20 protein-coding genes and 1 riboswitch are annotated in these 25,442 nt (G+C 69.7%); of the genes, 13 read left to right on the top strand and 7 right to left on the bottom strand.

The annotated features are described in order from the left end of the window. The first annotated feature begins 2 nt into the window (after positions 1-2). Positions 3-1,592, top strand: coding sequence for a tetratricopeptide repeat-containing sulfotransferase family protein (locus C693_RS0108020; protein WP_017461746.1), 1,590 nt, complete (start codon positions 3-5; stop codon positions 1,590-1,592). A 16-nt stretch (positions 1,593-1,608) separates the two neighbouring features. Here the strand turns inward: C693_RS0108020 and C693_RS0108025 are convergent, their stop codons facing one another. The 3 genes from C693_RS0108025 to C693_RS0108035 form a co-directional block, all read right to left on the bottom strand. Beyond that, a complete protein-coding gene (locus C693_RS0108025) occupies positions 1,609-5,172 on the bottom strand; it encodes an efflux RND transporter permease subunit (RefSeq protein ID WP_017461747.1) in 3,564 nt (1,187 codons plus the stop codon). Between the two features lie 192 nt (positions 5,173-5,364). After that, positions 5,365-7,221 (bottom strand): TonB-dependent vitamin B12 receptor, encoded by a 1,857-nt coding sequence (gene btuB, locus C693_RS0108030; protein ID WP_017461748.1) that lies wholly within the window; start codon positions 7,219-7,221, stop codon positions 5,365-5,367. A gap of 133 nt (positions 7,222-7,354) precedes the next feature. Next, a riboswitch (cobalamin riboswitch) is annotated at positions 7,355-7,588 on the bottom strand. A 44-nt stretch (positions 7,589-7,632) separates the two neighbouring features. After that, the gene (locus C693_RS0108035) at positions 7,633-8,385 is read right to left on the bottom strand and encodes a GntR family transcriptional regulator (RefSeq protein WP_017461749.1); all 753 of its coding nucleotides are present in this window, start codon (positions 8,383-8,385) and stop codon (positions 7,633-7,635) included. A 253-nt stretch (positions 8,386-8,638) separates the two neighbouring features. Here C693_RS0108035 and zwf point away from each other — a divergent pair, with 253 nt between their 5' ends. Genes zwf through eda form a run of 4 tightly spaced genes read left to right on the top strand, consistent with a single transcriptional unit; the run spans position 8,639 to position 13,397 of the window. Continuing rightward, the gene (gene zwf, locus C693_RS0108040; RefSeq protein WP_026107269.1) at positions 8,639-10,102 is read left to right on the top strand and encodes a glucose-6-phosphate dehydrogenase; all 1,464 of its coding nucleotides are present in this window, start codon (positions 8,639-8,641) and stop codon (positions 10,100-10,102) included. A gap of 37 nt (positions 10,103-10,139) precedes the next feature. Next, complete coding sequence (gene pgl, locus C693_RS0108045; protein ID WP_017461751.1) at positions 10,140-10,844, top strand: 6-phosphogluconolactonase; 705 nt, start codon at positions 10,140-10,142, stop codon at positions 10,842-10,844. Between the two features lie 58 nt (positions 10,845-10,902). Beyond that, entirely contained in the window at positions 10,903-12,720 is a 1,818-nt protein-coding gene (gene edd / locus C693_RS0108050; RefSeq protein WP_017461752.1) for a phosphogluconate dehydratase, read from the top strand. Positions 12,721-12,758: 38 nt separating this feature from the next. Further along, positions 12,759-13,397 (top strand): bifunctional 4-hydroxy-2-oxoglutarate aldolase/2-dehydro-3-deoxy-phosphogluconate aldolase, encoded by a 639-nt coding sequence (gene eda / locus C693_RS0108055; protein ID WP_017461753.1) that lies wholly within the window; start codon positions 12,759-12,761, stop codon positions 13,395-13,397. Between the two features lie 3 nt (positions 13,398-13,400). On the opposite strand, the gene C693_RS0108060 is transcribed toward eda, so the two are convergent. Continuing rightward, positions 13,401-14,681 carry an MFS transporter gene (locus C693_RS0108060; RefSeq protein WP_017461754.1) on the bottom strand — a complete coding sequence of 427 codons (1,281 nt, stop codon included), beginning with the start codon at positions 14,679-14,681 and terminating at the stop codon, positions 13,401-13,403. 30 nt (positions 14,682-14,711) lie between these two features. Next, a complete protein-coding gene (locus C693_RS0108065) occupies positions 14,712-15,308 on the bottom strand; it encodes a DUF2239 family protein (RefSeq protein ID WP_026107272.1) in 597 nt (198 codons plus the stop codon). A gap of 131 nt (positions 15,309-15,439) precedes the next feature. On the opposite strand from C693_RS0108065, the gene C693_RS0108070 reads away from it, so the two are divergent. The 3 genes from C693_RS0108070 (at position 15,440) to C693_RS0108080 (ending at position 18,797) form a co-directional block, all read left to right on the top strand. Beyond that, the gene (locus tag C693_RS0108070) at positions 15,440-16,297 is read left to right on the top strand and encodes a hypothetical protein (protein WP_017461756.1); all 858 of its coding nucleotides are present in this window, start codon (positions 15,440-15,442) and stop codon (positions 16,295-16,297) included. Positions 16,298-16,381: 84 nt separating this feature from the next. After that, a complete protein-coding gene (locus C693_RS0108075) occupies positions 16,382-17,965 on the top strand; it encodes a S10 family peptidase (protein ID WP_017461757.1) in 1,584 nt (527 codons plus the stop codon). A 460-nt stretch (positions 17,966-18,425) separates the two neighbouring features. Then, the gene (locus C693_RS0108080) at positions 18,426-18,797 is read left to right on the top strand and encodes a nuclear transport factor 2 family protein (protein ID WP_017461758.1); all 372 of its coding nucleotides are present in this window, start codon (positions 18,426-18,428) and stop codon (positions 18,795-18,797) included. Between the two features lie 28 nt (positions 18,798-18,825). Here the strand turns inward: C693_RS0108080 and C693_RS0108085 are convergent, their stop codons facing one another. Beyond that, the gene (locus C693_RS0108085) at positions 18,826-19,344 is read right to left on the bottom strand and encodes a hypothetical protein (protein ID WP_206740655.1); all 519 of its coding nucleotides are present in this window, start codon (positions 19,342-19,344) and stop codon (positions 18,826-18,828) included. Between the two features lie 106 nt (positions 19,345-19,450). On the opposite strand from C693_RS0108085, the gene ubiM reads away from it, so the two are divergent. Continuing rightward, complete coding sequence (ubiM, locus tag C693_RS0108090) at positions 19,451-20,626, top strand: 5-demethoxyubiquinol-8 5-hydroxylase UbiM (RefSeq protein ID WP_017461760.1); 1,176 nt, start codon at positions 19,451-19,453, stop codon at positions 20,624-20,626. Between the two features lie 18 nt (positions 20,627-20,644). Here the strand turns inward: ubiM and C693_RS23610 are convergent, their stop codons facing one another. Next, positions 20,645-21,184 carry a hypothetical protein gene (locus tag C693_RS23610; RefSeq protein ID WP_157798573.1) on the bottom strand — a complete coding sequence of 180 codons (540 nt, stop codon included), beginning with the start codon at positions 21,182-21,184 and terminating at the stop codon, positions 20,645-20,647. 111 nt (positions 21,185-21,295) lie between these two features. Between C693_RS23610 and C693_RS0108095 the strand changes: the two genes are divergently transcribed. From C693_RS0108095 to C693_RS0108110, 4 genes are all read left to right on the top strand, one after another. Next, positions 21,296-21,961: a DUF3348 family protein gene (locus tag C693_RS0108095; protein WP_017461761.1), complete on the top strand. Its 666-nt coding sequence runs from the start codon at positions 21,296-21,298 to the stop codon at positions 21,959-21,961. Further along, positions 21,958-24,054 (top strand): DUF802 domain-containing protein, encoded by a 2,097-nt coding sequence (locus C693_RS0108100; RefSeq protein ID WP_017461762.1) that lies wholly within the window; start codon positions 21,958-21,960, stop codon positions 24,052-24,054. Before C693_RS0108095 ends, C693_RS0108100 begins: the two co-directional genes overlap by 4 nt. 148 nt (positions 24,055-24,202) lie before the next feature. After that, on the top strand, positions 24,203-24,868 hold the full coding sequence (locus tag C693_RS0108105; RefSeq protein WP_017461763.1) for an OmpA family protein: 666 nt from the start codon (positions 24,203-24,205) through the stop codon (positions 24,866-24,868). Beyond that, the gene (locus tag C693_RS0108110; protein ID WP_017461764.1) at positions 24,858-25,376 is read left to right on the top strand and encodes a DUF2894 domain-containing protein; all 519 of its coding nucleotides are present in this window, start codon (positions 24,858-24,860) and stop codon (positions 25,374-25,376) included. Before C693_RS0108105 ends, C693_RS0108110 begins: the two co-directional genes overlap by 11 nt. Positions 25,377-25,442 lie beyond the last annotated feature (66 nt).

Raw genomic sequence — 25,442 nt, forward strand, 5'->3', positions numbered from 1 at the left:
GCTTGAACACCCCCGAACCGGCGCTGCGCCGGCAGGCCATCGAAGCGATCGAGAGCGGCCAGCACGCACTCGCCGAAACGCTGCTGCGACGCTTGCTCGAGAGTGGTCCGGATGACGTTCCGGTGAGGATGGAGCTTGCCGCCGCGATCATCCGACAGGGGCGCATACGCGAGGCCACGTGGCACCTGCTCGAGGCCGTGCCGAGCCTGCCGAACAACGCCGAGCTGATCGCGCGGCTCGCCTGGCAGCTCGCACTGCAGGGCGAAGTACCGGGTGCGCGTGCCTGCCTCGCCCATCTGGCACGGGCGCCGAACCCGCCGTCGCACGTGCTGGTCGAACAGGCGCACCTGCACTGGATGCTGGGCGACATCGAGGCCGCGGCCGGCTTCATCGAACGGGCGAATGCGTTGGGGCTGGATGGTCCGGCCGAACATTACCTGCGCGGCATGCTGCTGCAGTTCACCGGGCGCCTGGGCGAGGCCGAGACCGTCCTCACCGATCTGCTCGAGCATTGGCCTGGCCACGCCGACGCGGTGGTGATCCTCGCCAACCTGCGCCGGCAGACGGCGCAGGACAATCTGTTGCAGCGGCTCGACCGTTGGCAAGCCCGGCTCGGCTCGCCGACCGATCCGCGCGGACGCTTCGCGGTCGCCGAATACGACTCGGCACGGTTCAAGGTTCTTGACGACCTGGGTCAGTACGAAGCCGCCTGGGCGGCATTGCAGCGCTGCAATGCGATCATGCACCAGCTCCATCCCTACGATGGTGCCGACGAGCTGGCCACCGTGGAGTCGATCGAACAGGCGGCCGCGCGGCTCGACCCGGCACCACCACGGCAGTCGGCGCCGGCTGGCCAGCCGGCGCCGCTGTTCATCGTCGGTTTGCCGCGTTCGGGAAGCACACTGCTCGACCACATGCTCTCCGCGCATCCGGAGATCGTCTCCGCGGGCGAGATCAGCGATTTCCAGCGCCAGCTGCACTGGGTTGCCGATGTTGCGCAGGCCGGCCACCGCAGCCTGCGGGAGGTAATGCAGCGCATGCCGTCGCTCGACCTGCCGCTGGTCGGCAAGCGTTATCTGGAGCGGACGGCATGGCGCGCCGCCGGTGCGCGCTACTTCATCGACAAGCTGCCGATCAACGTGCGGCTGGTCCCCTTCATCCGCCGGGCGCTGCCGCAGGCGCGGATCATCCACATCGTGCGGCCGCCGATGGACGTCTGCTATTCCAACCTCAAGGTCATGTTCGGCAGCGCATCGCCCTACTGCTACGACATGCAGGCGATGGCGCATTACCACGGCCTGTACCGGCAGATCGTCGAGCGGTGGCGCCAGCTCGATGCCGACGCCATGCTGGAGGTCGCCTACGAGGACCTGGTGACCGATCCGGAGGCGGCGTTGTCGCGGATTCTTGCGCACTGCGGATTGCCGATGGACAGCCGCTGCCTGCACCCCGAAGCCAATCCTGGCGCGGTGGCGACGCCGAGCAGTGCGCAGGTGCGCGAACCGCTGCATCGTCGCGCCCTGGAGCAGTGGCGACGCTACGAATCGCAGCTCGAACCGCTGCGGCGGGCGCTGGGGTCCGCCGGCGGCTGATCGCCGCCGGGCATGCTCAACCGTGCTGGCGGGCGGGCTTCAGGCGCGCGAACCGGCGCGCCAGGAAGCCCTGTGGCGGCTCGCCGAAGTAGGCCTTGGTGCGCGCGCTGAAGGTCGCCCAGCCGAACACGCCGAGCAGGCCCAGCATCAGCACGATGCCGGTCGCACTGCCGCCGGGCGCTCCCGGTGGGGCGGCGAGCAGCGCGCCGATCTGGGCGAGTGCAGGTAGCCCGAGCGCCACGGCGAACACACCGAAAAGGACGAAGCGCGCGCGTCGCTTGTGCTTGAGCAGGCGGATCGCGAAGGTCAGCAGCACGGCGCCCAGCACCACCATCGCGATACCGACCACCGGGCCCTTGCCGGCGAACTTTTCGCCCAGCTTCGGCACCAGCGCCACGGCCACGCCGCCGAGCATCTGCACTGCGCCAAGCACGATGCAGCCGATCGCCCACCACTTAAGCCGGTTCGGCATCAGGCCCTTCGCGTGGCGGGCCAGGCGGTCGTAGTCGAACAGGTAGATCGCCGGGGTGCTGAGCAGGGTCAGCAGCTGCGACACCAGCAGACCGCCGACGATGGCGATGCCCAGCGGCTGACGCATCTCCGAGCCGATGCCGAAGCCGATCGCCAGTGGCAGGGCGGCGCCGAGCGCGACCAGCGTGGTCATGGTGATCGGGCGGAAGCGCACCAGCGCCGCCTCGCGGATCGCCTCCGGCGGGGTGAGCCCGTGCTCGCGCTCGCCGACCAGGGCGAAGTCGACCATCAGGATCGCGTTTTTCTTCACGATGCCGATCAGCATCAGGATCGCGATGATCGCCATCAGCGACAGCTGCGTCTGCGTCACCAGCATCGCCAGGAAGGCGCCCATGCCGGCGGCGGGCAGGGTCGACAGGATGGTGAGCGGATGGCCGAGGCTCTCGTAGAGGATGCCCAGCACGATGTACATCGCCACGATCGAGGCGAGCAGCAGGATCATGCCGTTGTTCTGTGCCTGCTGCAGGCGTTGGTTGTTGCCGGTGAACTCGACCCGGATGCCGTCCGGCAGGTGCGCGGCGAACGCTGCCTGGTTGACCAGCGCGATGCCGCGGTCCTGGGTCACGCCCTTGGCCAGGTTGTAGCTGATCGTCGCCGCCTGCAGCTGGTTGTGGTGGCGGATGCGCATCGGGCTGACCGTGGGCTGGATCGTCGCCAGCGCCGACAGCGGAATCATCTGGCCCAGCGTGCTGCGCACGTGGATGTTCAGCAGCGCCTGCGGGCTGAGGTCTTCGGCCGAATCCGAGGTGAGGATCACCCGGTACTGGTTGATGTCCGAGTAGATCACCGAGACCTGGTTCTGGCCGAACGCGTTGTACAGCGCCGAGTCGATCGTGCCGACACCCACGTGCAGGCGACCGGCCGCTTCGCGGTCGATCTTGATCAGCTGCTGCTTGCCGGTCTGGTCGAACTCGCTGCTGACGTCCTGGAAGTCCTTCACCGTACGCATGTAGCGCACCATCCTCAGCGCCCACGGCTGCAGGTCGGCGCCACTGTCGCTGATCAGCTGGAACTCGTACTGGCCGCCGTTGCCGCCGCTGCCGCCGCCGCCCAGGAACTGCGCGGCGCTGAGCGACACCTGCACGTTGGGCAGCGCGTTGTACTGCTTGGAGAGGCGCTCGATCACCGTCTTGATGCCTTCCTTGCGCATCCCCGGGCCGTCGCCGAGCGGTTTGAGGTCGACGAACATCTGTGCCGAGTTGCCCACCGCGCCGCCGAAGCCGTTGCCGCCGAGCATGGTCAGCTGGTCCAGCACCGCCGGGTCCTTGCGCATGATCTCGCTGACCTCGCGCGCACGCTGGGTCAGCAGCGCCGGCGAGATGTTGGTGTCGGCGCTGATGAACACCTGCAGCTGGCCGGTGTCCTCGTCCGGCATGAAGGTGCCGCCGGCGGTCTTCACGACGGCGAAGCCGAGCGCGAAAGTGAGGAAGATCAGCAGCAGCGGCTGCCAGCGCATCAGGTGGCGGTGATGCATGGCCCAGTCCAGCGCGCGCTCGTACACGCGCAGCAGGGCGCGGTCGAAGCGGGCGACGGCCTGTTCGAGCCGGCCGGGCGAGCGCTCGTTCTCGTTCTCGTGCTTGAGCAGGCGGCCGCACAGCGCCGGTGTCAGGGTGAGCGACACCACCGCCGAGATCACCACCGCCGCGGTCAACGTCACCGAGAATTCGCGCAGCAGCACCACCAGCATGTTGTTGCCGAACAGCAGCGGCGCGAACACCGCCACCAGCGACAGGGTGATCGAGATGACCGTGAAGCCGATCTCGCGCACGCCCTTGAGCGACGCCTCCAGCGGGGCGTCGCCCTTTTCCATGTGGCGCACGATGTTCTCGATCACCACGATGGCGTCGTCGACCACGAAGCCGATGCACAGCACCAGCGCGACCAGCGACAGCGTGTTGAGCGTGTAATCCAGTGCCCACATCGCGACGAACGCGCCGGCCAGCGACAGCGGCACGCTGAGCATGGCGATCAGGGTCGGGCGCAGCCGGCGCAGGAACACCAGCATCACCATCGCCACCATCGCGATCGAGATCAGCAGCGCGGTCTCCACCTCGTGCAGCGCGGATTTGGTGGTCTGGGTCAGGTCGAACACGGGCGTCACGGTGATGTTCGCCGGCAGCGAGGCCTCCAGCTGCGGCAGCTTGGCGCGGATCGCCTCCACCGTCGCCACGGCGTTGGCTTCGGGCCGCTTGGTGATCTGCAGACCGACCGTGTCGCGGCCGTTGAACCAGGCGCCCTGGTACTTGTCCTGCTGGCCGCCGTAGACCCTGGCCACGTCGGACAGCCGCACAGCGGTGCCGTTCTTGCTGGCAATCAGCAGGCGGGCGAACTCTTCCGGCTCGTGCAGGGCGTCGTTGGCGACTACCGTCATCTGGGTCACGCCGTTGCTCAGCGTGCCCTGCGGCGAGGTCACGTTGGCCGCGCGCAGCGCGTTGCTGACGTCGGTCGGGGTGAGCCCTTTGGCGGCCAGGGCCGCGTTGTCCAGTTCCACCCGCACCGCGTGCGGCGTGCCGCCGAACACCTGCACCTGGGCGACGCCGGGGATCTGCGCGATCGCCGGGTTGAGCAGGGTGTCGGCCAGGTCGAACAGCTTGTCCTGCGGCAGGCCGGTCGAGGTCAGCGTGATGAACAGGATCGGGATCTGCGAGGTATCGAACTTGAAGTACTGCGGCGGCGAGGGCATGCCGGACGGCAGGTCCGGGGCGGCCGCGTTGATCGCCGCCTGTACGTCGCGGGCAGCCTTGTCGGCGCTGCGGTCGAAGGTGAAGCGCACCATCACCGAAGCGGAACCCTCGCTGGCGTTGCCGTACATCTCGTCCACGCCGGGAATCCGGCCGAGGTGGCGTTCCAGTGGCGCCAGCACGGTATTGGCCATGGTCTGCGCGCTGGCGCCGGGTTGCTGCGCCACCACGTACACGCCGGGGAACTCCAGCGACGGCAGTGCGGCCACGCCCAGCAGCAGGTAGGCGCAGATGCCCGCCAGCACCAGGCCGGCGGCCAGCAGGGAGGTGCCGACGGGACGGCGGATCAGTGGTGCAAAAATATTCATGGCGCTTCCGTGGCCCGCGGAGTGTGCGACCGACCGGCGCGCCAGCGAGGCGCCACGGGCACGGTGAAGGCCGCAGGGTTCAGGGTGACAGGCATGCGCGCTTTATGCCCGCGATGACCCGCATAGTGTATGTGCCTGAAGTCCCCACCGTGCCGGAAGGCACGGGGACGAAGTGCCCCGTGCCGGCGCGGTTCAGCTGCCGGGACGGTAGCGCAGGGTCAGGTACCAGCTGCGGCCCGGCTGGTTGAAGTAGTAGATCGTCTCGTAACGCCGGTCGAAGGCATTGGCCAGCCGCCCTTCCAGCTCCCAGTGCGACGCGAACGCCACGCTGGCGCGCAGGTCGGTGGTGGCATAGCCACCGAGGCGGTGTGCGTTGGCCAGGTCGTCGTAGCGTGCACCGGCGGCATTGAAGGTGGCGCCGATCCCGAACCTGCCGAAGCGGCGGTCGACGTCGATCCGCGCGGTGCGCTCCGGGCGGCGCGGCAGCCAGTGGCCGTCGTTCGGGCCGCCATCGTCGTTGCGCGGCTGCTGCAGGGTCAGGTAACCCTGCCAGCGCCAGCCGGCCAGGGTCAGCCCGAGCTGGCCTTCCAGGCCGCGGATGCGGGCACGGCTGAGGTTGCGCGGGTAGTAGTTCGCATCCAGCGTGATCAGTTGGCTGATGCGGGTCTGGTAAGCGTTCAGCGCCCAGTTCCAGCCCTCGCCCTGCTGCGCCACACCCAGCTCCGCGCTGCGCGAGGTCTCCGGCTTCAGGTCCGGATTGCCGCTGCCGTACGGGTAGTACAGGTCGTTGAAGGTCGGCGCATGGAAGGCGCTGCCGACGCTGGCCGACAGTCGCAGGCCGTGGTCGAGCCGGTAGCCCCAGGCCAGCGCGCCGGTACCGTGGTTGCCGAACTGGCCGTTGTGGTCGTGCCGCGCCGAGGCCTGCAACTCGTTGCGGCCGAAGGTGCCCTGGTATTGCACGAACACGCCGGTGTCCTGGCGCCGGCTGGCCAGGTAGCCGGTGTCGCTGGACAGGTGCTCCAGCTGGTAGTCGGTGCCCAGGGTCAGCAACTGGTTGTCGGCCAGGGTCAGGTCGTTCTGCCACGAGGCCTGGTTGCGACGCGAGTCCGAATAGCGCACGTAGGTGCCGTCGTTGTAGGTGGTGGCCTTGTCCAGGTTCTGCCCGGCGCCCAGCGTGACCTGCCAGAACGACAGCGGCCGGAACGACAGCCGCGTTCCGGCGACCTGTTGCTGGTTCAGCGCCTGGTTGCCGTACGGCGCGCCGTCGAAATAGACGAAGTTGCGGCTGCGCAGGTACGTGGCCGCCAGCTCGGTGCCGCCGTCCCAGCGGTAGCCAGCGTTGGCCAGTGCGTTGTAGTTGCGGTAGCCGTCGCTGTCCGGTTCATTGGCGAAGCAGCCGGCGAACACGGTGCCCGCGCCCATGCGGCAGGCGTTGATACCGTGGGTGTACTCGCCGCCCAGGCTGAGGTTGTACCAGGCGTGCCGGCTGCCGCCGGACAGGCCGAACTGGCCGCCCATCGTATGTCGGCTGCCGCTGGTCACGCTGAGCGAGGGCACCAGCCCTTCGCCGGCATGACCATGGCGGGTGAAGATCTGGATCACGCCGCCGATCGCATCGGCGCCGTACAGGCTGGAGCGCGGGCCGCGCACGATCTCGATCCGCTCGATCTGCTCCACCGGGATCTGCTCGAACGCCGGCAACCCCGCGCTCACCGTGCCCACCCGCACGCCGTCGACCAGCAGCAGGGTGTGCGAGGAGTTGGTGCCGCGCAGGAACAGCGAGGTCTGCTCGCCCATGCCGCCGGCCTGGGTGAGGGTCACGCCGGGCAGGCCGGTCAGCAGGTCCACCAGCGACACCGGCTGCAGCCGCTCGATGTCGTCGCGGGTGATCACGGTCACCGAGGAAAGCGCGTCGTCCACGGTGATCGCCGTGCGCGTGGCGGTGACGATCACCGGATCGAGCGACTGCCCGGCATCGGCCGGTGCCGCGATGGCCCGGGTGGCCGGAAGGGCGGCGATCAGCGCCGCCGCGAGGAATGTGCGTTTCATGAAGTCAAAGCCCTTTGCCGTGCGCCCACGCGCGGCTCGAAGAGGAACGAGCTGGCGACAGGCGGGAACGGGGCAGCGACGCGGGCACGGGCGAGGGCCGCGCACGGAACCGCAGCCTCGCCCACCGCGAGCCGTCAGGACAGTGAATCGGGCCGGTCTCCGGGCTCGCGGGTGACATGCCTTGGAGGCATGTGCCGGACGACACCTTCCCATGCCGAAGCACAGTGGTCTTGTCGACGTCCGGCGGATCACCCGCCTACCGTTGCGGGGGCAGCGCCGGCCTGGTCGCGCTCAGAGGCGTGACGCACCGGCTTCCCGTTTCATCCCCCGGACAGGCCGTGGGGACACCCGAAACGCCGCCTACGATAGCGGTCGCCCGGTATCGCGGCAATCCGCGGCGGGGCCGACGGCTCAGTCGGTATGCAGTTCGGCGACGAAGTCGTAGATGTCGCCGCGGTACCAGGAACTGGTGAATTCGACCACGCGGCCGTCGTCGAGGAAGCTGCGGCGCTCGATCGCCAGGCCGGCGCTGTTGGTGGGCACGTGCAGCAGGCGCGCGTGCTGGGCGCTGAGCAGCACGGCACGCAGCCGCTGCAGCGCGCGGCGCGGACGGCAGCCGCGCTTTTCCAGCGCTTCGTAGAGCGAGTCGTCGACCAGCGTCGGATCTGGCAGCAGGTTCGCCGGCACCACGCTGCGCTCGATCGCCAGCGGTTCCTCGCCGGCGTAGCGCACGCGATGCAGCCGCACCACCGCGACGCCGGGCGAGAGGTTCATCGCCATCGATTCCTCCGGCGTCACCTCGCCGATGCCGCGCTCGAAGAACTCCGAGCGCGGGTTGAGGCCGCGGGCGCGCAGGTCCTCGGTGAAGCTGGTCAGCCGCGACATCGGCTTGATGATGCGTTCGGCCACGAACGTGCCGGCGCCGTGGCGCTGGGTCAGCAGGCCCTCCTCGACCAGTCCGGCGATCGCCTTGCGCACGGTCACCCGCGACAGCGCCAGCGCGCGGGCCAGGTCGCGCTCGCTGGGCAGCGCGTGGCCCGGCTCGATGTCGCGCTGCTCGATCACGTTGCGGATCGCACTGCGCAGGCGCAGGTACGCCAGCGGCTGGTGCGAGGCCGGATCGCGGCAGAGCCGACGGTATTCTTTGGCGAGAGTGGTCTCCATACCGCGACAATACCAATTTCAAACCAATGGCCGCAACATGGGCAAGTCCGGACATGCCAGTGCGGAGCGGGCACGTCACGTCTCCGCCAGATAGTTACAAATGCAAACGAATACATCCTGCCGATCGGCGGCGATCGCCGTCGAAAGCTGGTCGGCGCTGGTATGACACTGGTACGATCAGGGCCTTTCCCGGCGTGCCGCGCGACTGTCGCGGCCGCCCTGCCAAGCAACCGATGTGCGCGAGGTGTCCGCAGTGAGCTCCCCCAACCCGCAGGTGCAATCCTTCGACCTGGTGATCTTCGGCGGCACCGGCGACCTGGCGGCGCGCAAGCTGCTGCCGGCGATGTTCCATCGCTTCGTCGACGGCCAGATCCCGGAAAACAGCCGCATCATTGGCATCGCCCGCGAGGCCACCGACGACGCCGGCTACCGCGAGCAGATGCGCAAGGCGCTCAACGCCGAGGGCCCGAAGGCGGAGAAGGTCGACGCGTTCCTCAAGCAGGTGTTCTACCGCTCGCTCGACGCGCGCAAGGACGCCGGCTGGGACGACTTCGCCGCGCTGATGGCCGAGCGTCCGGACAACGTGCGGGTGTTCTACCTGTCCACCTCGCCGGACCTGTTCATCGACATCTGCACCCGGCTGGGCAGCCACCGCCTCAACGAGGGCGCCTCGCGCGTGGTGCTGGAGAAGCCGATCGGCCGCGACCTGCAGAGCGCCAACCAGATCAACGATGCCGTCGGCCAAGTGTTCAACGAGTCGCAGACCTACCGGATCGACCATTACCTCGGCAAGGAGACGGTGCAGAACCTGCTGGCACTGCGCTTCGGCAATGCGCTGTTCGAGCCGCTGTGGAACGCCGAGCATATCGACCACGTGCAGATCACCGTGGCCGAGACGCTGGGCGTGGGTAACCGTGCCGCCTACTACAACCGTGCCGGCGCACTGCGCGACATGGTGCAGAACCACATCCTGCAGCTGGTCTGCATGGTGGCGATGGAGCCGCCGGCCTCGCTGTCGCCCGACGCGGTGCGCGACGAGAAGCTCAAGGTGCTGCGCTCGCTCAAGCCGATCGACGCCTCCAACGCCGCCCACCTCACCGTGCGCGGTCAGTACCGCGCCGGCGCGGCCGAGGGCCAGGGCGTGCCCGGCTATCTGGAGGAACTCGGCGACAAGAGCGATACCGAGACCTTCGTCGCGCTGAAGACCGAGATCGCCAACTGGCGCTGGGCCGGCGTGCCGTTCTACCTGCGTACCGGCAAGCGGCTGCCCGAGCGGGTGTCGGAGATCGTGGTGGCGTTCAAGTCGGTGCCGCACTCGATCTTCGACGCGTCCGCCGGCGCGATCGCCAACAACCGGCTGGTGCTGCGCCTGCAGCCGGACGAGGGCGTGAAACTGTGGCTGACCATCAAGCACCCGGGCCCGGGTGGCCTGCGCCTGCGCCACGTGCCGCTGGACATGAGCTTCGCCGAGGCCTTCGGCGTATCGCAGCCGGACGCCTACGAGCGCCTGCTGCTCGACGTGGTGCGCGGCAACCCCACGCTGTTCATGCGCCGCGACGAGGTCGAGGCGGCCTGGCTGTGGGCCGATCCGATCCTCGATGCCTGGGCCTGCAGCGGCGAGTCGCCCAAGCCCTACACCGCCGGCACCTGGGGCCCGAGCGCCTCGGTCGCGCTGATCGAGCGCGACGGCCGCACCTGGAACGACGGCGGCGAGTGACCCTCGCCGCATTGCCTCCGCTGTCCCCCGGAACGTCATGCTGAACATTGCCACCCACAGCTTCACCGATTGCCAGGCGCTCGCCGCCTCCCTCGCTGAACGCGTCGCCGGCCTGCTGCGCGAAGCCATCGCCGCGCGCGGTCGCGCCGTGCTCGCGGTCTCCGGGGGAAGCACCCCGAAGCATTTCTTCGAGCAGCTCTCGCACGCCGAGCTGGACTGGGCGAAGGTGCAGGTCACCCTGGTCGACGAACGCTGGGTGCCGGAGAGCAGCGACCGTTCCAACGCGCGCCTGGTCAAGGCGATGCTGCTGACCGATCGCGCCGCCGCGGCCACCTTCGTGCCGCTGCACCAGGACACACCGACGCCCGAGGAAGGCCTCGCCGCACTGGAGGCGCAGGTCGACGCGCTGGCGCTGCCGTTCGACGTCGTCGTCCTCGGCATGGGGCCGGACGGCCACACCGCGTCGTTCTTCCCCGGTGGCGACCGCCTCGCCGAGGCGCTGGATCCGGCCAGCTCCGCGCGGGTGATCCCGATGCGCGCCGACGGCGCCGGCGAGCCGCGCATCACCTTCACGCTGCCGGCCCTGCTCGACACCCGCGCGCTGTTCCTGCACATCGAGGGCGACGCCAAGCGCCGCGTGCTGGCGGACGCGCAGCTGGGTCTGGCCGAAGGTCGCGATTACCCGGTGCGCGCGGTGCTCGAACAGACCCGCGTGCCCGTCACGGTCTACTGGTGCCCGTGAGGCACTGCGCGACGCCCCGCCGTGGCTGGGTGTCGCCTTTCGTTCCAGGAGTGAATCCATGAGTTCCCTGCACCCCGTCCTCCGTGAAATCACCGAACGCCTGCGCGAACGCAGCCGTGCCTCGCGTGCGGCGTACCTGGCCAAGATCGAGGCCGCCCGCGGCGACGGTACCCACCGTCAGCACCTGTCCTGCGGCAACCTCGCGCACGGCTTCGCCGCCTGCGGTGCCGACGACAAGGCCGCGCTGCGTGCCGGTCGCGCGCCGAACATCGGCATCGTCACCGCCTACAACGACATGCTCTCGGCGCACCAGCCGTACGAGCGCTATCCGGAACTGATCCGCGCCATCGCGCGCGAGGCCGGCGCCACCGCGCAGGTGGCCGGCGGCGTGCCGGCGATGTGCGACGGCGTCACCCAGGGCCGCGCCGGCATGGAGCTCAGCCTGTTCTCGCGCGACCTGATCGCCATGGCCACCGCGGTCGCGTTGTCGCACGACATGTTCGACGCCGGCCTGTACCTGGGGATCTGCGACAAGATCGTGCCGGGCCTGCTGATCGGTGCGCTGGCCTTCGGCCACCTGCCCGGCGTGTTCGTGCCTTCCGGCCCGATGCCCAGCGGCATCACCAACGAGGCCAAGTCGAAGGTGCGCCAGGCCTATGCCGAGGGCAAGGCGACCCGCGAGGAACTGCTGGAAGCCGAGGCGGCCGCCTACCATGCGCCCGGCACCTGCACCTTCTACGGCACCGCCAACTCCAACCAGATGCTGATGGAGATCATGGGCATGCATCTGCCGGGCGCCAGCTTCGTCGCGCCGGACACGCCGCTGCGCGATGCGCTCACCGCCGAGGCGGTGCGTCGCGCCGCCGCGATGAGCGCGCTGGGCGAGCACTACCTGCCGGTCGGCCACATCATCGACGAGAAGGCGGTGATCAACGGCGTGATCGGCCTGCACGCCACCGGCGGCTCCACCAACCACCTGCTGCACCTGGTGGCGATGGCGCGCGCGGCCGGCGTTGAACTGCGCTGGGAAGATTTCGACGCGCTGTCCTCGGTGGTGCCGCTGCTGGCGCGCGTGTACCCCAACGGCTACGCCGACGTGAACCAGTTCCACGAGGCCGGCGGCATGGCTTTCCTGATCGACCAGCTGCTGTCGCAGGGCCTGCTCCACGCAGACGTGAAGACGGTCAACGGCACCGGCCTGGACGGCTATGCCCAGGTGCCGGTGCTCGACGCGGCCGGCAAGCTGGCCTGGCAGAAGGTGTCCGGCGAGAGCGGCAACCGCGGCGTGCTGCGCGCGATCAGCGAACCGTTCCGCGCCGACGGCGGCCTGCGCCTGCTCGACGGCAACCTCGGCCGCGGCGTGATCAAGGTCTCTTCGGTGCCCGACGACCGCATGGTGATCGAAGCGCCGGCGATCGTGTTCAACGACCAGGACGAGGTGCGCGGCGCCTTCGAGCGCGGCGAGCTCAACCGCGACTTCGTCGCCGTGGTGCGCTTCCAGGGGCCGCGCGCCAACGGCATGCCGGAGCTGCACAAGCTCACTCCGACGCTGGCCCTGCTGCAGGACCGCGGCCATCGCATCGCGCTGCTCACCGACGGCCGCATGTCCGGTGCGTCGGGCCGCGTGCCGGCGGCGATCCACGTGACGCCGGAAGCTGAAGCCGGTGGCGCGCTGGCCAAGGTGCGCGACGGTGACCTGATCCGCCTCGACGCGATCAACGGCACGGTCGATGTGCTGGTCGATGCCGCCGAATTCGCCGCCCGCCCCAGCGTCACCCTGCCCGACCACTCGCACCACGTCGGCATGGGCCGCGAGCTGTTCGGCCTGTTCCGCAGCAACGCCGTCACCGCCGACCTCGGCGCCGGCGTGCTCTGATCCCCACGCATTCCCGGAGTGTTCCCGTGACTCAATCGATGGAAACCAAGCAGGCCCAGGTAGAGGCCACCATGCGGCTGGCCCCTGTCATCCCGGTGGTGATCATTGACGACGTGAAGGCGGCTGTGCCGATGGCGCGCGCGCTCGTCGCCGGTGGCACGCCGGCGATCGAGGTGACCCTGCGCACGCCCGCCGCGGTAGACGCGATCCGCGCCATCGCGCAGGAAGTGGAGGGCGCCGTGGTCGGCGTCGGCACCGTGCTGCACGCCGAGCATCTGGCGGCCGCCAAAGCTGCCGGCGCGCGCTTCGCGGTGTCGCCGGGCGTGTCGCCCCGGTTGCTGGACGCGGCCGACGACAGCGACCTGCCGCTGCTGCCCGGCGCCGCCACCGCCAGTGAAGTGATGACCCTGATCGAGCGCGGCTACCGCTTCCTGAAATTCTTCCCGGCCGTGCCCGCCGGCGGCACCAAGCTGATCGGCGCCTGGGCCAGCCCGCTGCCGCAGGTGAAGTTCTGCCCCACCGGCGGCATCAGCCTGAGCACCGCCTCGGACTTCCTCGCCCTGCCCAACGTGCTGTGCGTGGGCGGTTCCTGGCTGACCCCGGCGGACAAGCTCAAGGCCGGCGACTGGGCTGCCATCGAACTGCTCGCCCGCGAGGCGGCGGGGCTGAAGGGCTGAGCCTCAGGCGGACTGCGGCGCGGCGTCCTGCGCGCGGATGCCGCGCAGTGCGGGACTGGTCATGCAGCCCAGCGCGATCGCGGTGAGCGTGAGACCGGCGATCACGAACAGCGCCGGCAGCGAGATCACCTTGAGCAGGGCGCCGACGCCAGCGGCGGACAACGGCCCCAGGCCGAGGAAGGTGAACATCAGCACGCTCATCGTGCGGCCGAGCAGCTCCCGCGGCACCCGGCGCTGGATCCAGCTGACCAGGGCGATCTGGGCGATGCCGCCGAACAGGCCGGTGAGGCCGAGCAGCAGCGCGGCCAGCACCGTCGAATGCACCCCGGCCAGCGCTACCAGGGCCAGACCGATGCAGGCGTCGAAGCACAGGATCATCGCCCCCAGGTGACCGCGCACCAGTTTCGCCACCGCGCCGGACGCGAGACCGCCGAGCAGCATGCCGCCGCCGCTCGCCGCCATCACGATGCCCAGCGATGTGGCGCCGTGGTCGAGCCGCATGTCCGCCAGCACCGGCAGGCCGACCTGGGTCGGTCCACCCACGAACACCGACACCACCGCCGCGTAGAACATGAACGCACGCAGCGGCGTGTCGGCCGCGATGCTGCGCAGGCCGCCGAGCAGCTTGCCGAACACGCCGTGCTGCACGGGACCCGGTTCGGCGGCGGGCACGCGGATCAACGCCAGCGACAACAGCGACGCGCAGAAACTCGCCGCATCGATGGCGAACGCCCAGCCAAGCCCGCGGGCGTCGGCCAGCGCGCTGCCCGCGGTGGGTGCGTGGGCACCGGTGCCGATCACCACGCCGGCCAGTGCCGGGCCGATGAACAGGCTGAGCTGGCGCATGCCCATCATCGAGCCGTTGGCCTGCTGCAGTTCGCGCGGATCGATCACCGACGGCAGCAGTGCGGTGCTGGCCGGGTAGGCGAAGGCGGTGGCCAGGCCGATGCCGAGCGCCAGCGCATACACCCACGGCATGCTGATGGTGCCGGTGAGCACCATCGCCGCCAGCACCGCCACCATCACCGCGTTGGCGCCGCGCGCCAGCAGCAGCACGGCCCGCGCGGAGAAGTGGTCGACCACTGCGCCGCCGATCAGCATGAACACCGCGCGCGGCACCGCCATGGTAGCCAGCACCAGGCCCAGCGCGCCGGGATCGCCGGTGAGCTTGAGCACCAGCCAGGGCAGTGCGACCAGGGTGAACTGGTCGCCGAACATCGACACCGTGCTGCCGCCGAACAACAGGCGGAAGTTGGCGTTGGTTGCGAGCGGGTGGCGCGACATGGGGGGCATCCTTTCGAAAGGGGGTAACGCTCAATCGCTCTGCGCGGGCGCGGTCCAAGCGGGTTTCGCCAGCCGGCGCACGTAGCTGCGCACATCGGCCGGCCAGGGTTTGGTCAGTCGTTCGAAGGCGGCCTGCTCGCCGCGCCAGAACGCGCGCGAGGCATCCTCGTAACCGGGCAGGTCGCCGGCCAGGGTGCGCATGGCTCGGTCCAGCGCCTCGCCCGCCCGGCGGGCCTGGTCCTTCGCGCTGCCGGCCCGGCGCGCCTCCTCGACCAGTCGCCGCAGGGTCACCGAGGCGCCGCCGGGCTGGCGGGAGAGCCACTCCCAGTGGCGCGGCAGCAGGGTGACCTCCTTCGCCACCACGCCGAGCTTCGGCCGGCCGGGGCCGCGCGGCGCGGGCGGGGCCTCCGTCGGCGCGGAACGCAGGCGCGCCCGCACCTCGTCGGCACTGCCGCGCAGGTCGAACTCCAGCGCCTCGCCGGTGGCGTCGTCCAGCACCAGCGGCGTACACCGGCGATGTCCGGCGAGGTGGGTGTGCACCGCCAGCGCCACCTTCTCAGGCGTGCCTGAGGCAATCCGTTGGTGGCCGTCGAAGGCAGTGCAGCGTGGGCAGTCGGCGGGTGTCATGGCGGCGTATTTGACCCGGATAAAATGTCGCCGTCAATATCACCCGGGTAAATTTGATCTCGGCACCGTCACCGGCGATGCACGGGACGTCCGCTCCGGCTATCGTTGCGGGCTTTCGCGGTCGGAACGCCATGTTTTATCTCTGCCTCGCCATCGTCTGCAGTGTGCTCGTCTCGGTCTGGCTGAAGCTGGCACGGCGCTACCGGCTCGACGTGCCGCAGATGGTCGCGTGGAACTACCTCGCCGCCGGCGCGCTGGTGGCATTGGTGCTGCACCCGTCGCTCGAGCCACTGCGCCAGCCGGACGCGCCACGCTACACGCTGCTCGCGCTGGCGCTGCTGCTGCCGGCGATCTTCCTCGCGCTGGGCGCCTCGGTGCGCCACGCCGGCATCGTGCGCTCGGAGGTCGCGCAGCGGCTGTCGTTGCTGCTCTCGCTGGTGGCCGCCTTCGCGCTGTTCGGCCAGGTGCCGACGTTGCGCATGCTGGCCGGCCTGGCCCTCGGCCTAGTCGCGCTGCTGGCGATGGTCTGGCGCAGCGGGCGCGCCGCCGGCGACCACGGTGCGGCGGCCTGGCTGTGGCCGCTGGTGGTGTTCGCCGGCTTCGGCGCGATCGACATCCTGCTCAAGCGCGTCGCCGCCGCGGGCGTGCCGATCGCCGCATCGCTGCAGGCGATGTTCGCGCTGGCGCTTCCGGTGGCGCTGGGCTTCGCCCTCGTCGCCCGCCAGCGCAGCGGCGAACGCTTCACTGCACGCAGCCTGGCCGGTGGCCTGCTGCTGGGCGTTTTCAACTTCGCCAACATCCTTTTCTACCTGCGTGCACACGTCGCGCTGGCGCAAAATCCTGCGTTTGTGTTCGCCGCGATGAACCTCGGCGTGGTCGCGCTGGGCACGCTGGTGGGCGTCGTCGCGTTCCGCGAACGGCTTGGCCGCGTCAATGCGCTCGGCGTGCTGCTGGCGGCGACCGCGATCGCCCTGCTCACCCTGTCCTGAGGGCGTGACTTTCGGGGGATGGCCGCTCGTGCCCCGAGGCCTAGGCTCGGCAGCTTGGCCCACCTCATCCCCCAAGGAATCCCCATGCGTCGACTCGCTCTTGCCGCCGCGCTCGCCAGCGCACTGATCAGCACCGCCGCCTTTTCCCACGACGACAAGCAGGACGACGCCAAGGCCAAGGCCGACGCGCCCGATGCCGCGCTGGTCAAGCCGCAGTCGTCGGAAACCGAGGGCAGCGTCACCGTCGAAGGCAAGCGCATCGACTACAAGGCGGTCGCCGGCACCCTGGTGCTGCACGGCAAGGGCGACAAGGAGAACGAGCCGACGGTGAGCATGTTCTACACCGCCTACTTCAAGAAGGGCGTGGCGCCGGGTTCGCGCCCGGTCACCTTCATCTACAACGGCGGTCCCGGCTCGGCCACCGTGTGGCTGCATATGGGCGCGTTCGGCCCGAAGCGCGTGGTCACCAATGACGACACCCACACGCCCGCCGCCCCCTACGGCCTGGTCAACAACGACTACAGCCTGCTCGACGCCTCCGACCTGGTGTTCATCGACGCGCCCGGTGCCGGCTTCAGCCGCCTGATCGCCGACGACAAGGATCCGGCCAAGCGCGCCGACCAGATGAAGGACCGCAAGAAGGACATCTACAGTGTCGACGGCGACGGCCACGCCTTCGCCCAGTTCATCACCCAGTTCCTGTCGAAGTACGGTCGCTGGAACTCGCCCAAGTACCTGTTCGGCGAGAGCTACGGCACCACCCGCTCGGCGGTGCTGGCCAACGACCTGGAGAACGAGGACAGCGTCGATCTCAACGGCGTGATCCTGCTCTCGCAGATCCTCAACTTCGACAATTCCATCGACGGCCCCGAGCGCAACCCGGGCATGGACCTGCCCTACGCGCTGGCGCTGCCCACGTTCGCCGCCACCGCCTACTACCACCACAAGCTGCCGCAGCAGCCGGCCGCGCTCGAGCCGTTCCTGGCCGAGGTGGAGCAGTTCGCCGCGGGCGACTACGCCAGCGCGCTGTTCGCCGGCGCCTCGCTCGATGCCACGCGCAAGCAGGCGATCGCCGAGAAGCTGCACCAGTACACCGGCCTGCCGGTGGCCTACCTGCTGAAGGCCGACCTGCGCGTCACCGGCGGCATGTTCGAGCACGAGCTGCAGACCGACGGCGATATCACCACCGGCCGCCTCGACAGCCGCTTCTCCGGCCCCTCGATCGATCCGCTGAGCAAGAGCTCCGAATACGACCCGCAGTCCTCCGCGATCAGCTCGGCCTACGTCGCCGTGTTCAACGACTACGTGCGCCAGCAGCTGAAGTTCGGCAAGAACCAGACCTATCGCCTGTTCGCCGACATCGACGACTGGGGCATGAAGCACGACGGCCACGACGGCGCCATGAACGTGATGGGCGACCTGGCGATGGCGATGAAGACCAACCCGGATCTGAAGGTCTTCCTCAACGGTGGCTACTACGACCTGGCCACGCCGTTCTACGCCGCCAAGTACGAGATGGACCACCTGCCGATCCCGGACTCGCTGCAGAAGAACATCAGCTACGCCTGGTACCCGTCCGGCCACATGGTCTACGCCCACACCGCCTCGCTGAAGACGCTGCACGACAACGTGGCGAAGTTCATCCAGGCCACCGACAACGTGAAGTGATTGAGCGAGAAGTGAGCGGAGAGAAGTGAGGAGTGAGAGGTACCCGCGCTGCGCGGGTGCCTCTTTCCCCAACCCCTGCGCTTCGACCGTCGCTACGACCGTCCAATGATTCGTTCGACGCAGCCAACCGCCCCCCGGCGCAGACAAGAAGCGCACACCGTGGGAGCGTGGCTCCTCCTCTCACTCCTCTTCCCTGTGAAGTGATTGAGCGAGAAGTGAGCGGAGAGAAGTGAGGAGTGAGAGGTACCCGCGCTGCGCGGGTGCCTCTTTCCCCAACCCCTGCGCTTCGACCGTCGCTACGACCGTCCAATGATTCGTTCGACGCAGCCAACCGCCCCCCCGGCGCAGACAAGAAGCGCACACCGTGGGAGCGTGGCTCCTCCTCTCACTCCTCTTCCCTCACTCCTACTCTTGGCGCCGGGCACCGGCTACGATCCGGTTTTCGCCCGCGATACCCGCCATGCGCCCACTGATCGACCGCTACATCGACGCCTACAACCGCATCGACGTCGACGCGATGCTGCTCACCCTGCATCCGGCGATCGTGTTCGAGAACCATGCCGGCGGCCAGCGCACGCTGCGCACCGAAGGGCTGCTCGATTTCGAGCGGCTGGCCCGCAGCACCCAGCCGCTGTTCAGCGCACGCCGCCAGGTGATCACGGCCTACCGTGAGCAGGGCGACAGCGCCTGGGCGGAGATCCAGTTCGACGGCACCTTCGCCATCGATCTGCCCAACGGCATCCGCGCCGGCCAGCGCATCGCCATGCCCGGCCGCTCCGAATACCGCGTATTCGATGGCCTGCTGATCTACATCGCCGATCACAGCGCGTAAGCGTTCCGGGGCGCCGCCTACCGTTACGTCAGTCGGACATCGCCAGTTGGGGATCCAGACCGGCCGGATCGAACCCATCGGCATGAGCGTGGAGTATCAGTGCGTAAGCCGCCTTCGTGGCGAATTGTTCCCGGACTCGCGAGGTTTGGCCGGGCTCGATGGATGCGCAGGCATCGCGGACCAGGCTGGCCATGCGCTCGAAGTCACACGCTTGCCCCCGGATACCGGTCCTGTCGACATCCGCATGGAGCCATGTCGTCAGTGTCAGGTAGCAGTGCGGTCCAAGGTGTTCGTGCCCGCCGTTGAGTGCAACGTGGGACGCGCGCGCGTAGCTGTCCAGTCGGTCCGCGAACTTCCTCAGCCCCGCGCGGCTTCCATGCAGATGCCAAACCTGCCCGAGTTCGTCAGACATGTAGAAAAAGCCCAGCTCGCGCCAATCCTGGCGGGTCGCCTCTGCGGCCAGTGCGGACAGGGGCTCCATGGCAGCCGGTTGGCCTTCGGGCAGGTGGGGCTTTTTCTTATACCGATCGGAAGCCAGTCGCGCCAACGGCCTCCGGGCAGGTCTGGGCGGACTGCCGCACCCGCTTGACCCGCGTCAGCGCGTCCATCCCCCGGCAGTCCTAGCCTCCCGCCATTCCGGACGGAGAAGCGCGATGCGGGTGGACGTGGCGGTGGTGGGAGGGGGGCCGGCAGGTCTGTGCCTGGCCGGGGCGTTGGCCGATGCGGGGCTCGAGGTGGTCGTGCTGGAGCGGCAGTCGCTGATGGCGCTGGCCGAGCCGGCCGACGACGGCCGCGAAATCGCGCTGACGAAAGCCTCGCGCGAACGACTGGAGCAGCTCGGCGTGTGGCCGCGGATCGACCCGGCCTATATCCATCCGCTGCGCGCGGCACGGGTGATGGACGGTCGCGGCGCCCGCCCGATGGAGATCGCCGCGCCGGGCCACGGCGTGCTCGGCCACCTGGTCGGCAATGCGCAGATCCGCCGCGCCGCATTCGAAGCGGCGGACAGCCGACCTTCCGTGCAGGTGGTCAACCATGCGGATGTGCAGGACATCGCCACCGAAGGCAGCGGCGTGCGCCTGAGCTGCGCCGGCGACCTGTCCGTGCTGGCGCGGCTGGCGGTGGCGGCGGACAGCCGCTTCTCGGCCATGCGCCGGCTGCTGGGCATCGGCGCGCGCATGCGCGACTTCGGCCGCAGCATGCTGGTGTGCCGCATGACGCACGAGCAGCCGCACCGGCAGGAAGCCTGGGAATGGTTCGGCTACGGCCAGACGCTGGCCCTGCTGCCGCTGTGGGAGGGGCAGTCCTCGGTGGTGCTGACCCTGCCGCACCACCTGGCCCAGGCGATGCAGGATCTCCCGCCCGAGGATTTCGCCCGGGCCATGCAGGAGCGCTTCGACCATCGCCTCGGCGCCATGCGCCTGCTCGGCGAGCGCCATGTCTACCCGCTGGTGGGTACCTATGCGCGACGCTTCGTGGCGCCGCGCTGCGCGCTGGTCGGCGATGCCGCCGTGGGCATGCACCCGGTCACCGCGCACGGCTTCAACTTCGGCCTGCAGAGTGCGGAGACGCTGGCCACGCATCTGCGTGGCGCGCTGCAGAGTGGTCGCGACATCGGCAGCCCGCACGTGCTGGCGGCCTACGAGCAGACGCACCGCCGCGCCACCGCGCCGCTCTACCTCGCCACCGGCCTGATCGCCTCGCTGTACACCGACGACCGGCCGCCGGCGCGCCTGCTGCGCGGCGCCCTGCTCGGTGCAGCCGGACGACTGCCGCTGTTCCGTCGGCTGGTGGCCGCCCATCTCACGCGGGGAGCCGGGCTCGTTTGAGAGTGTGCCGAGAATGGCTCAATGACGCTGAGCCGCATCAGTGGGCTCGCCGCTGCTTGCGGAAAGCGACCGCAGTGTCACCGAAATACCGCGAAGGCAGTTGCCACGCAGGCTTTCGAGCCCTGGCGGAGCTGGGTGCGACAGCGCCTGACGCAGCACCTCAACGTAACGCCGCACTCCGCCAGGAAGTTCGCTATCCCAGCCAAAAACGCAGGTCTTTAGAGGATCGTCGGACCACCAGTGTTGCTGCAGCCAGGGCAGCACAGCGTATGGCCGGATCAATAGGGAGTCGGCAAAAGCGCCCTCCAGATCCTCAGCGGCACCGGCATCAGCCCCGGGAATCAGCGCCTCCCCCGCTCTGAGCCAGCGACCGTCGCCGCGGCCAACGCCTCGGAGCAACTGCCGAACCTTCGCCGGGTGGCTCCAAATATCCTTCACTGCGGCTTCGGCGCCATGGCTTCGCACCTGCGCAATCACCAAGTCTGCCGGGTGAGTGGCTTTTGCCACGCTTGCGGACGTCACCAGTACAGCCAGCAAAACGCTGATCAAACGCTTCATGCGTGAAAGCTCCATCTGTAAGGGCAGAGTACATCGCTCCCGGAACCTCTGCCCCGGGGGCGGCAAGCGGGTACCTCCCCGCGCTAAACTGTCGGTTTTGCCCTGGAAAACATGGCGCAGGCAGCACTCCGCCCGACGGTCCGCGGGCCCACCTTCATTCGTCTGCTGGCGCGCCTGGCAGAGCTGGATGTGGCTGCGCCCGGGTCGTCGTTGCCCGAGCAGCTGGGCCAATGGCTGGACTGGAAGCACGCGCTGTCGCTCGCCGCGGCGCTCGACAGTCGCCCGGCCGTGCCGGAGCACGCGGCCACGGTGCCGGATGACCTGTCCGCCGAATGCACGCGGGCGCGGGAGACCCTGCTCGCGGCGCTCAGGCACGACCCGCTGCTCGCTTCAGGCACGCCGGCCGCGGGCGAGTCCGATTTCGCGCCGTATCGCCAGGTCTGCCTGGCCCGCCAGCGCGCCGCGCAGGCGACCGTCGGCCGCCTGCGCGGCAGGCTGCGCGACGCGCTCATGGCGGCCTCGCCTGAACAGGCCCGGCTCGCCGAAGTCGACGCGGTGATGGAAGTGGCGCTCACCCCGCGCGAGCACAGCCTGCTGGCGAAAGTGCCCGCGTTGCTGGAGCGACGCTTCGAGAGTCACCGCGGCGCCGGTCAAACCCACGGGCTCGACGCCTTCCGCCGCGAGATGCAGAGCGTGCTGCTGGCCGAGCTGGACCTCCGCTTTCAACCGGTCGACGCGCTGCTCGCCGCGCTGCGCACCCACCAAGAGTCCGCATGATCAAGAATCTTCTCCTCGCCGCCGTGTTTGCGCTGGGCCTCGCCGCCATCGGCTGGATCGTCGTCGGTTATGTCGGCAGCAATCCGCTCGGCATGGCCGTCGCGCTGCTGATCGGGGCCTGCTATCTCGCCGGCGCGTTCGAGCTGTTCGGCTATCGCCAGGCCACCGCCACGCTGCACCGGGCCATGGAAGGCCTCGCCGAGCCGCCGGCCGACCTGGCCAGCTGGCTGCAGCGCCTGCATCCCGGCCTGCGCCACGCCGTGCGCCTGCGCGTGGAGGGCGAGCGGGCAGCGTTGCCGGCGCCGGCGATGACGCCCTACCTGGTCGGCCTGCTGGTGCTGCTGGGCATGCTCGGCACCCTGCTCGGCATGATGGCCACGCTGCGCGGCACCGGCATGGCGCTCGAGAGCGCCACCGATCTCGCGGCGATCCGCGGCTCGCTGGCCGCGCCGGTCAACGGGCTGGGCTTCGCCTTCGGCACCTCCATCGCCGGCGTCGCCAGCTCGGCGATGCTCGGCCTGCTGTCCGCGCTGGTCCGTCGCGAGCGGCTGCATGCCGTGCAGGCGCTGGACGCGCGTATCGCCACCACCCTGCGCGTCCACTCGCAGGCGCACCAGCGCGATGAAGCCTTCCGTCTGCTGCAGCAACAGGCCGCGGCCATGCCGATGCTGGTCGACCGGTTGCAGGCGATGGCCGCCGCGCTGGAACAGCACAGCGCCGCCGCCCACGAGCGCCAGCACGCCGAGCAGCAGGCCTTCCACCGCCACACCGAGCAGGCCTATACGCGCCTGGCTCATTCCGTCGAGCAGTCGCTGAAGGACAGCGTCGCCGACAGCGCACGCACCGCCAGCAGCGTGCTGCAGCCGGTGGTGGAATCCACCCTCGCCAAGCTCGCCCGCGAGTCCGCTGCGATCCAGGCCAGCGTGAGCGACGCCGTGCAGCGCCAGCTCGACGGCCTCGCCACGGGCTTCGACAGCACCGCACGCACCGTCACCGGCATCTGGAACGACGCGCTGGCCCAGCACCGCCAGACCAACGAGGCCCACGCGCAGGCACTGGGCGAGGCGCTCGCTCGCTTCGCCGACACCTTCGAGCAGCGCTCGTCCGCCCTGCTGGACGGTGTCGCCGCCCGCCTCGACGCCAGCGCCGAGCGCACCGCCGACGCGTGGCACACCGCGCTGGCGAAACAGGACGCTACCCACACCGAACTCGCCCAGCGCAACCAGCAGGCGCTCGCCGCCGCGGGCGAGACCTTCGCGTCGCACGCCGCGGCGCTGGTGCAGGCGGTGGACCGCTCGCACGCCGAGCTGCAGTCCGCGCTGGCCGCGCGCGACGAAGAGCGCCTGGCCGCCTGGGCACAGAAGCTCGACACCCTCACCGCCGAACTCTCCACGCAGTGGACCGCCACCGGCGAAGCCACCGCCCAGCGCCAGCAGGCCATCTGCGACACGCTGGAGAAAACCGCAGGCGACATCGCTGCCCAGACCCAGGCCCACGCCAGCCAGACCCTCGCCGAGATCGCGCGGCTGGTCGAGGCCGCCTCCGAGGCGCCGCGCGTGGCCGCCGAAGTGGTCGGCGAGCTGCGCCAGAAGCTGTCCGATTCCATGGTGCGCGACACCGCCATGCTGGAGGAGCGCAGCCGCCTGCTGGCCACGCTGGAGACTCTGCTCGACGCGGTCAACCACGCCTCCACCGAACAGCGCAGCGCGGTCGACGCGCTGGTCAGCACCTCGGCCGAGCTGCTCGACCGCGTCGGCAGCCGCTTCGCCGCACAGATCGAAAGCGAGACCGGCAAGCTCGACCACGCCGCCGCGCAGGTCACCGCCAGCGCCGTCGAGGTCGCCAGTCTGGGCGAGGCCTTCGGTGCCGGCGTGGCGCAGTTCGGCCAGACCAACGATGCGCTGATGGAGCGCCTGCAGCAGGTCGCCACCGCGCTGGACGCCTCGCTCGCACGCAGCGACGAGCAGCTCGCCTACTACGTGGCGCAGGCCAGGGAAGTGGTCGAGCTCAGCGTGCTCTCGCAGCAGCAGATCCTCGCCGACATGCAGCAGCTCGCCGGCCGCCGCGCACCGGCCAAGGCAGCGAAGGCATGACGCACCCGCCCCCCCGTAGGAGCCCGCTCGCGGGCGATGCTCCTGCTCCCGATCTACATCCAGACCAAAACGCATCGCCCGCGAGCGGGCTCCTACAACGATGCGCGGCGCCGCGCCGATGCGTGCCCTCTGCCCGACGCCCCACCCCATGACCGACGACGTCGAACTCGAGTCCGAATCCACCGCCCCCATCTGGGCCTTCGGCGACCTGATGTCGGTGCTGCTCGGCGCCTTCGTGCTGATCCTGGTCGGCGTCATCGGCGTGCAGCTGCAGCTCTCGCACAAGCTGGAGGTGGCCGAGAAGCAGCGCCAGGCCGAACTGCAACGGCGCACCACGCTGGAGCAGGCGCTCGCCACGCCGCTGGCGCAGGGCCGCGTCACCCTGGTCAACGGCCGCATCGGCATCCGCGGCAACCTGCTGTTCGCGCTCAACTCCGACCAGCTGCAGCCGGAAGGCCGGCAGCTGATCCAGAGTCTCGCTGCGCCGCTGGCGCAGTACCTGCAATCGCGCGACGAACTACTGATGGTCAGCGGCTTCACCGACGACCAGCCCGTGCACGGCGACAACCGCCGCTTCGCCGACAACTGGGAGCTCTCGGCGCAGCGCGCGCTCACGGTCACCCGTGCGCTGATCGCCGCTGGCGTGCCCGCCAATGCCGTGTTCGCCGCCGCCTTCGGCGCGCAGCAGCCGGTCAGCGCCAATACCGACGAAGCCGGCCGCGCGAAGAACCGTCGCGTCGAGATCGCGCCGATCCCACGCTCCTCGGCCGGCAACACGGCCACGAAAGACCCCGACACCGGCCATGCGCCCTGAGCTCGGCCCCGCCATCCGCGCACAGCTGATCGCCGCGCTGGAACAGCGCGCCGCCGGACTCGACGGCGAAGCGCGCCGCCTGCTCGATGCGCGCCTGGCCGAGCTGCGCGGGCAAGATTCGGGCACTCCGGACGCTCCTGCGGACGGACGTCCCAACGGCCCCCTGCGCGAACTCGCCGAGCAGCTGACCCGCGAAGCACCGGGCGACCGCGCCGCCTATCCGGAGCTTCCCGCCCTCGCCGGGGTCCGCCAGCTCTGGTCCGCCCTGCGCGCCGACAGCCAGCTCCAGCACTCGGTCGCGCACACGCCCACCGACGCCGGTCCGCTCAACTCCACCGCCCTCGCCAGCCGCGCCATCGCGCTGATGCGCGAGCTGTCCCCGGGCTACCTGCGCGCGTTTCTGGCCTACATCGATGACCTGGCGTGGCTGGAGCAGCTTGGAAGCTCAAGCCCGGCGGCCGGCGCCGCTGCCACCCGAAAGCGAGCGCCGCGCAAACCGCTGCAGTGAGCCTCCATCGAAGCGAAGGCCAAGAGCGCACCGGGTCCAGTGGAGCGGCAACTGCGCACATCCGTT

The organism is Dyella ginsengisoli LA-4 (assembly GCF_000334915.1).
Classification (GTDB): Bacteria; Pseudomonadota; Gammaproteobacteria; order Xanthomonadales; family Rhodanobacteraceae; genus Dyella_A; species Dyella_A ginsengisoli_A.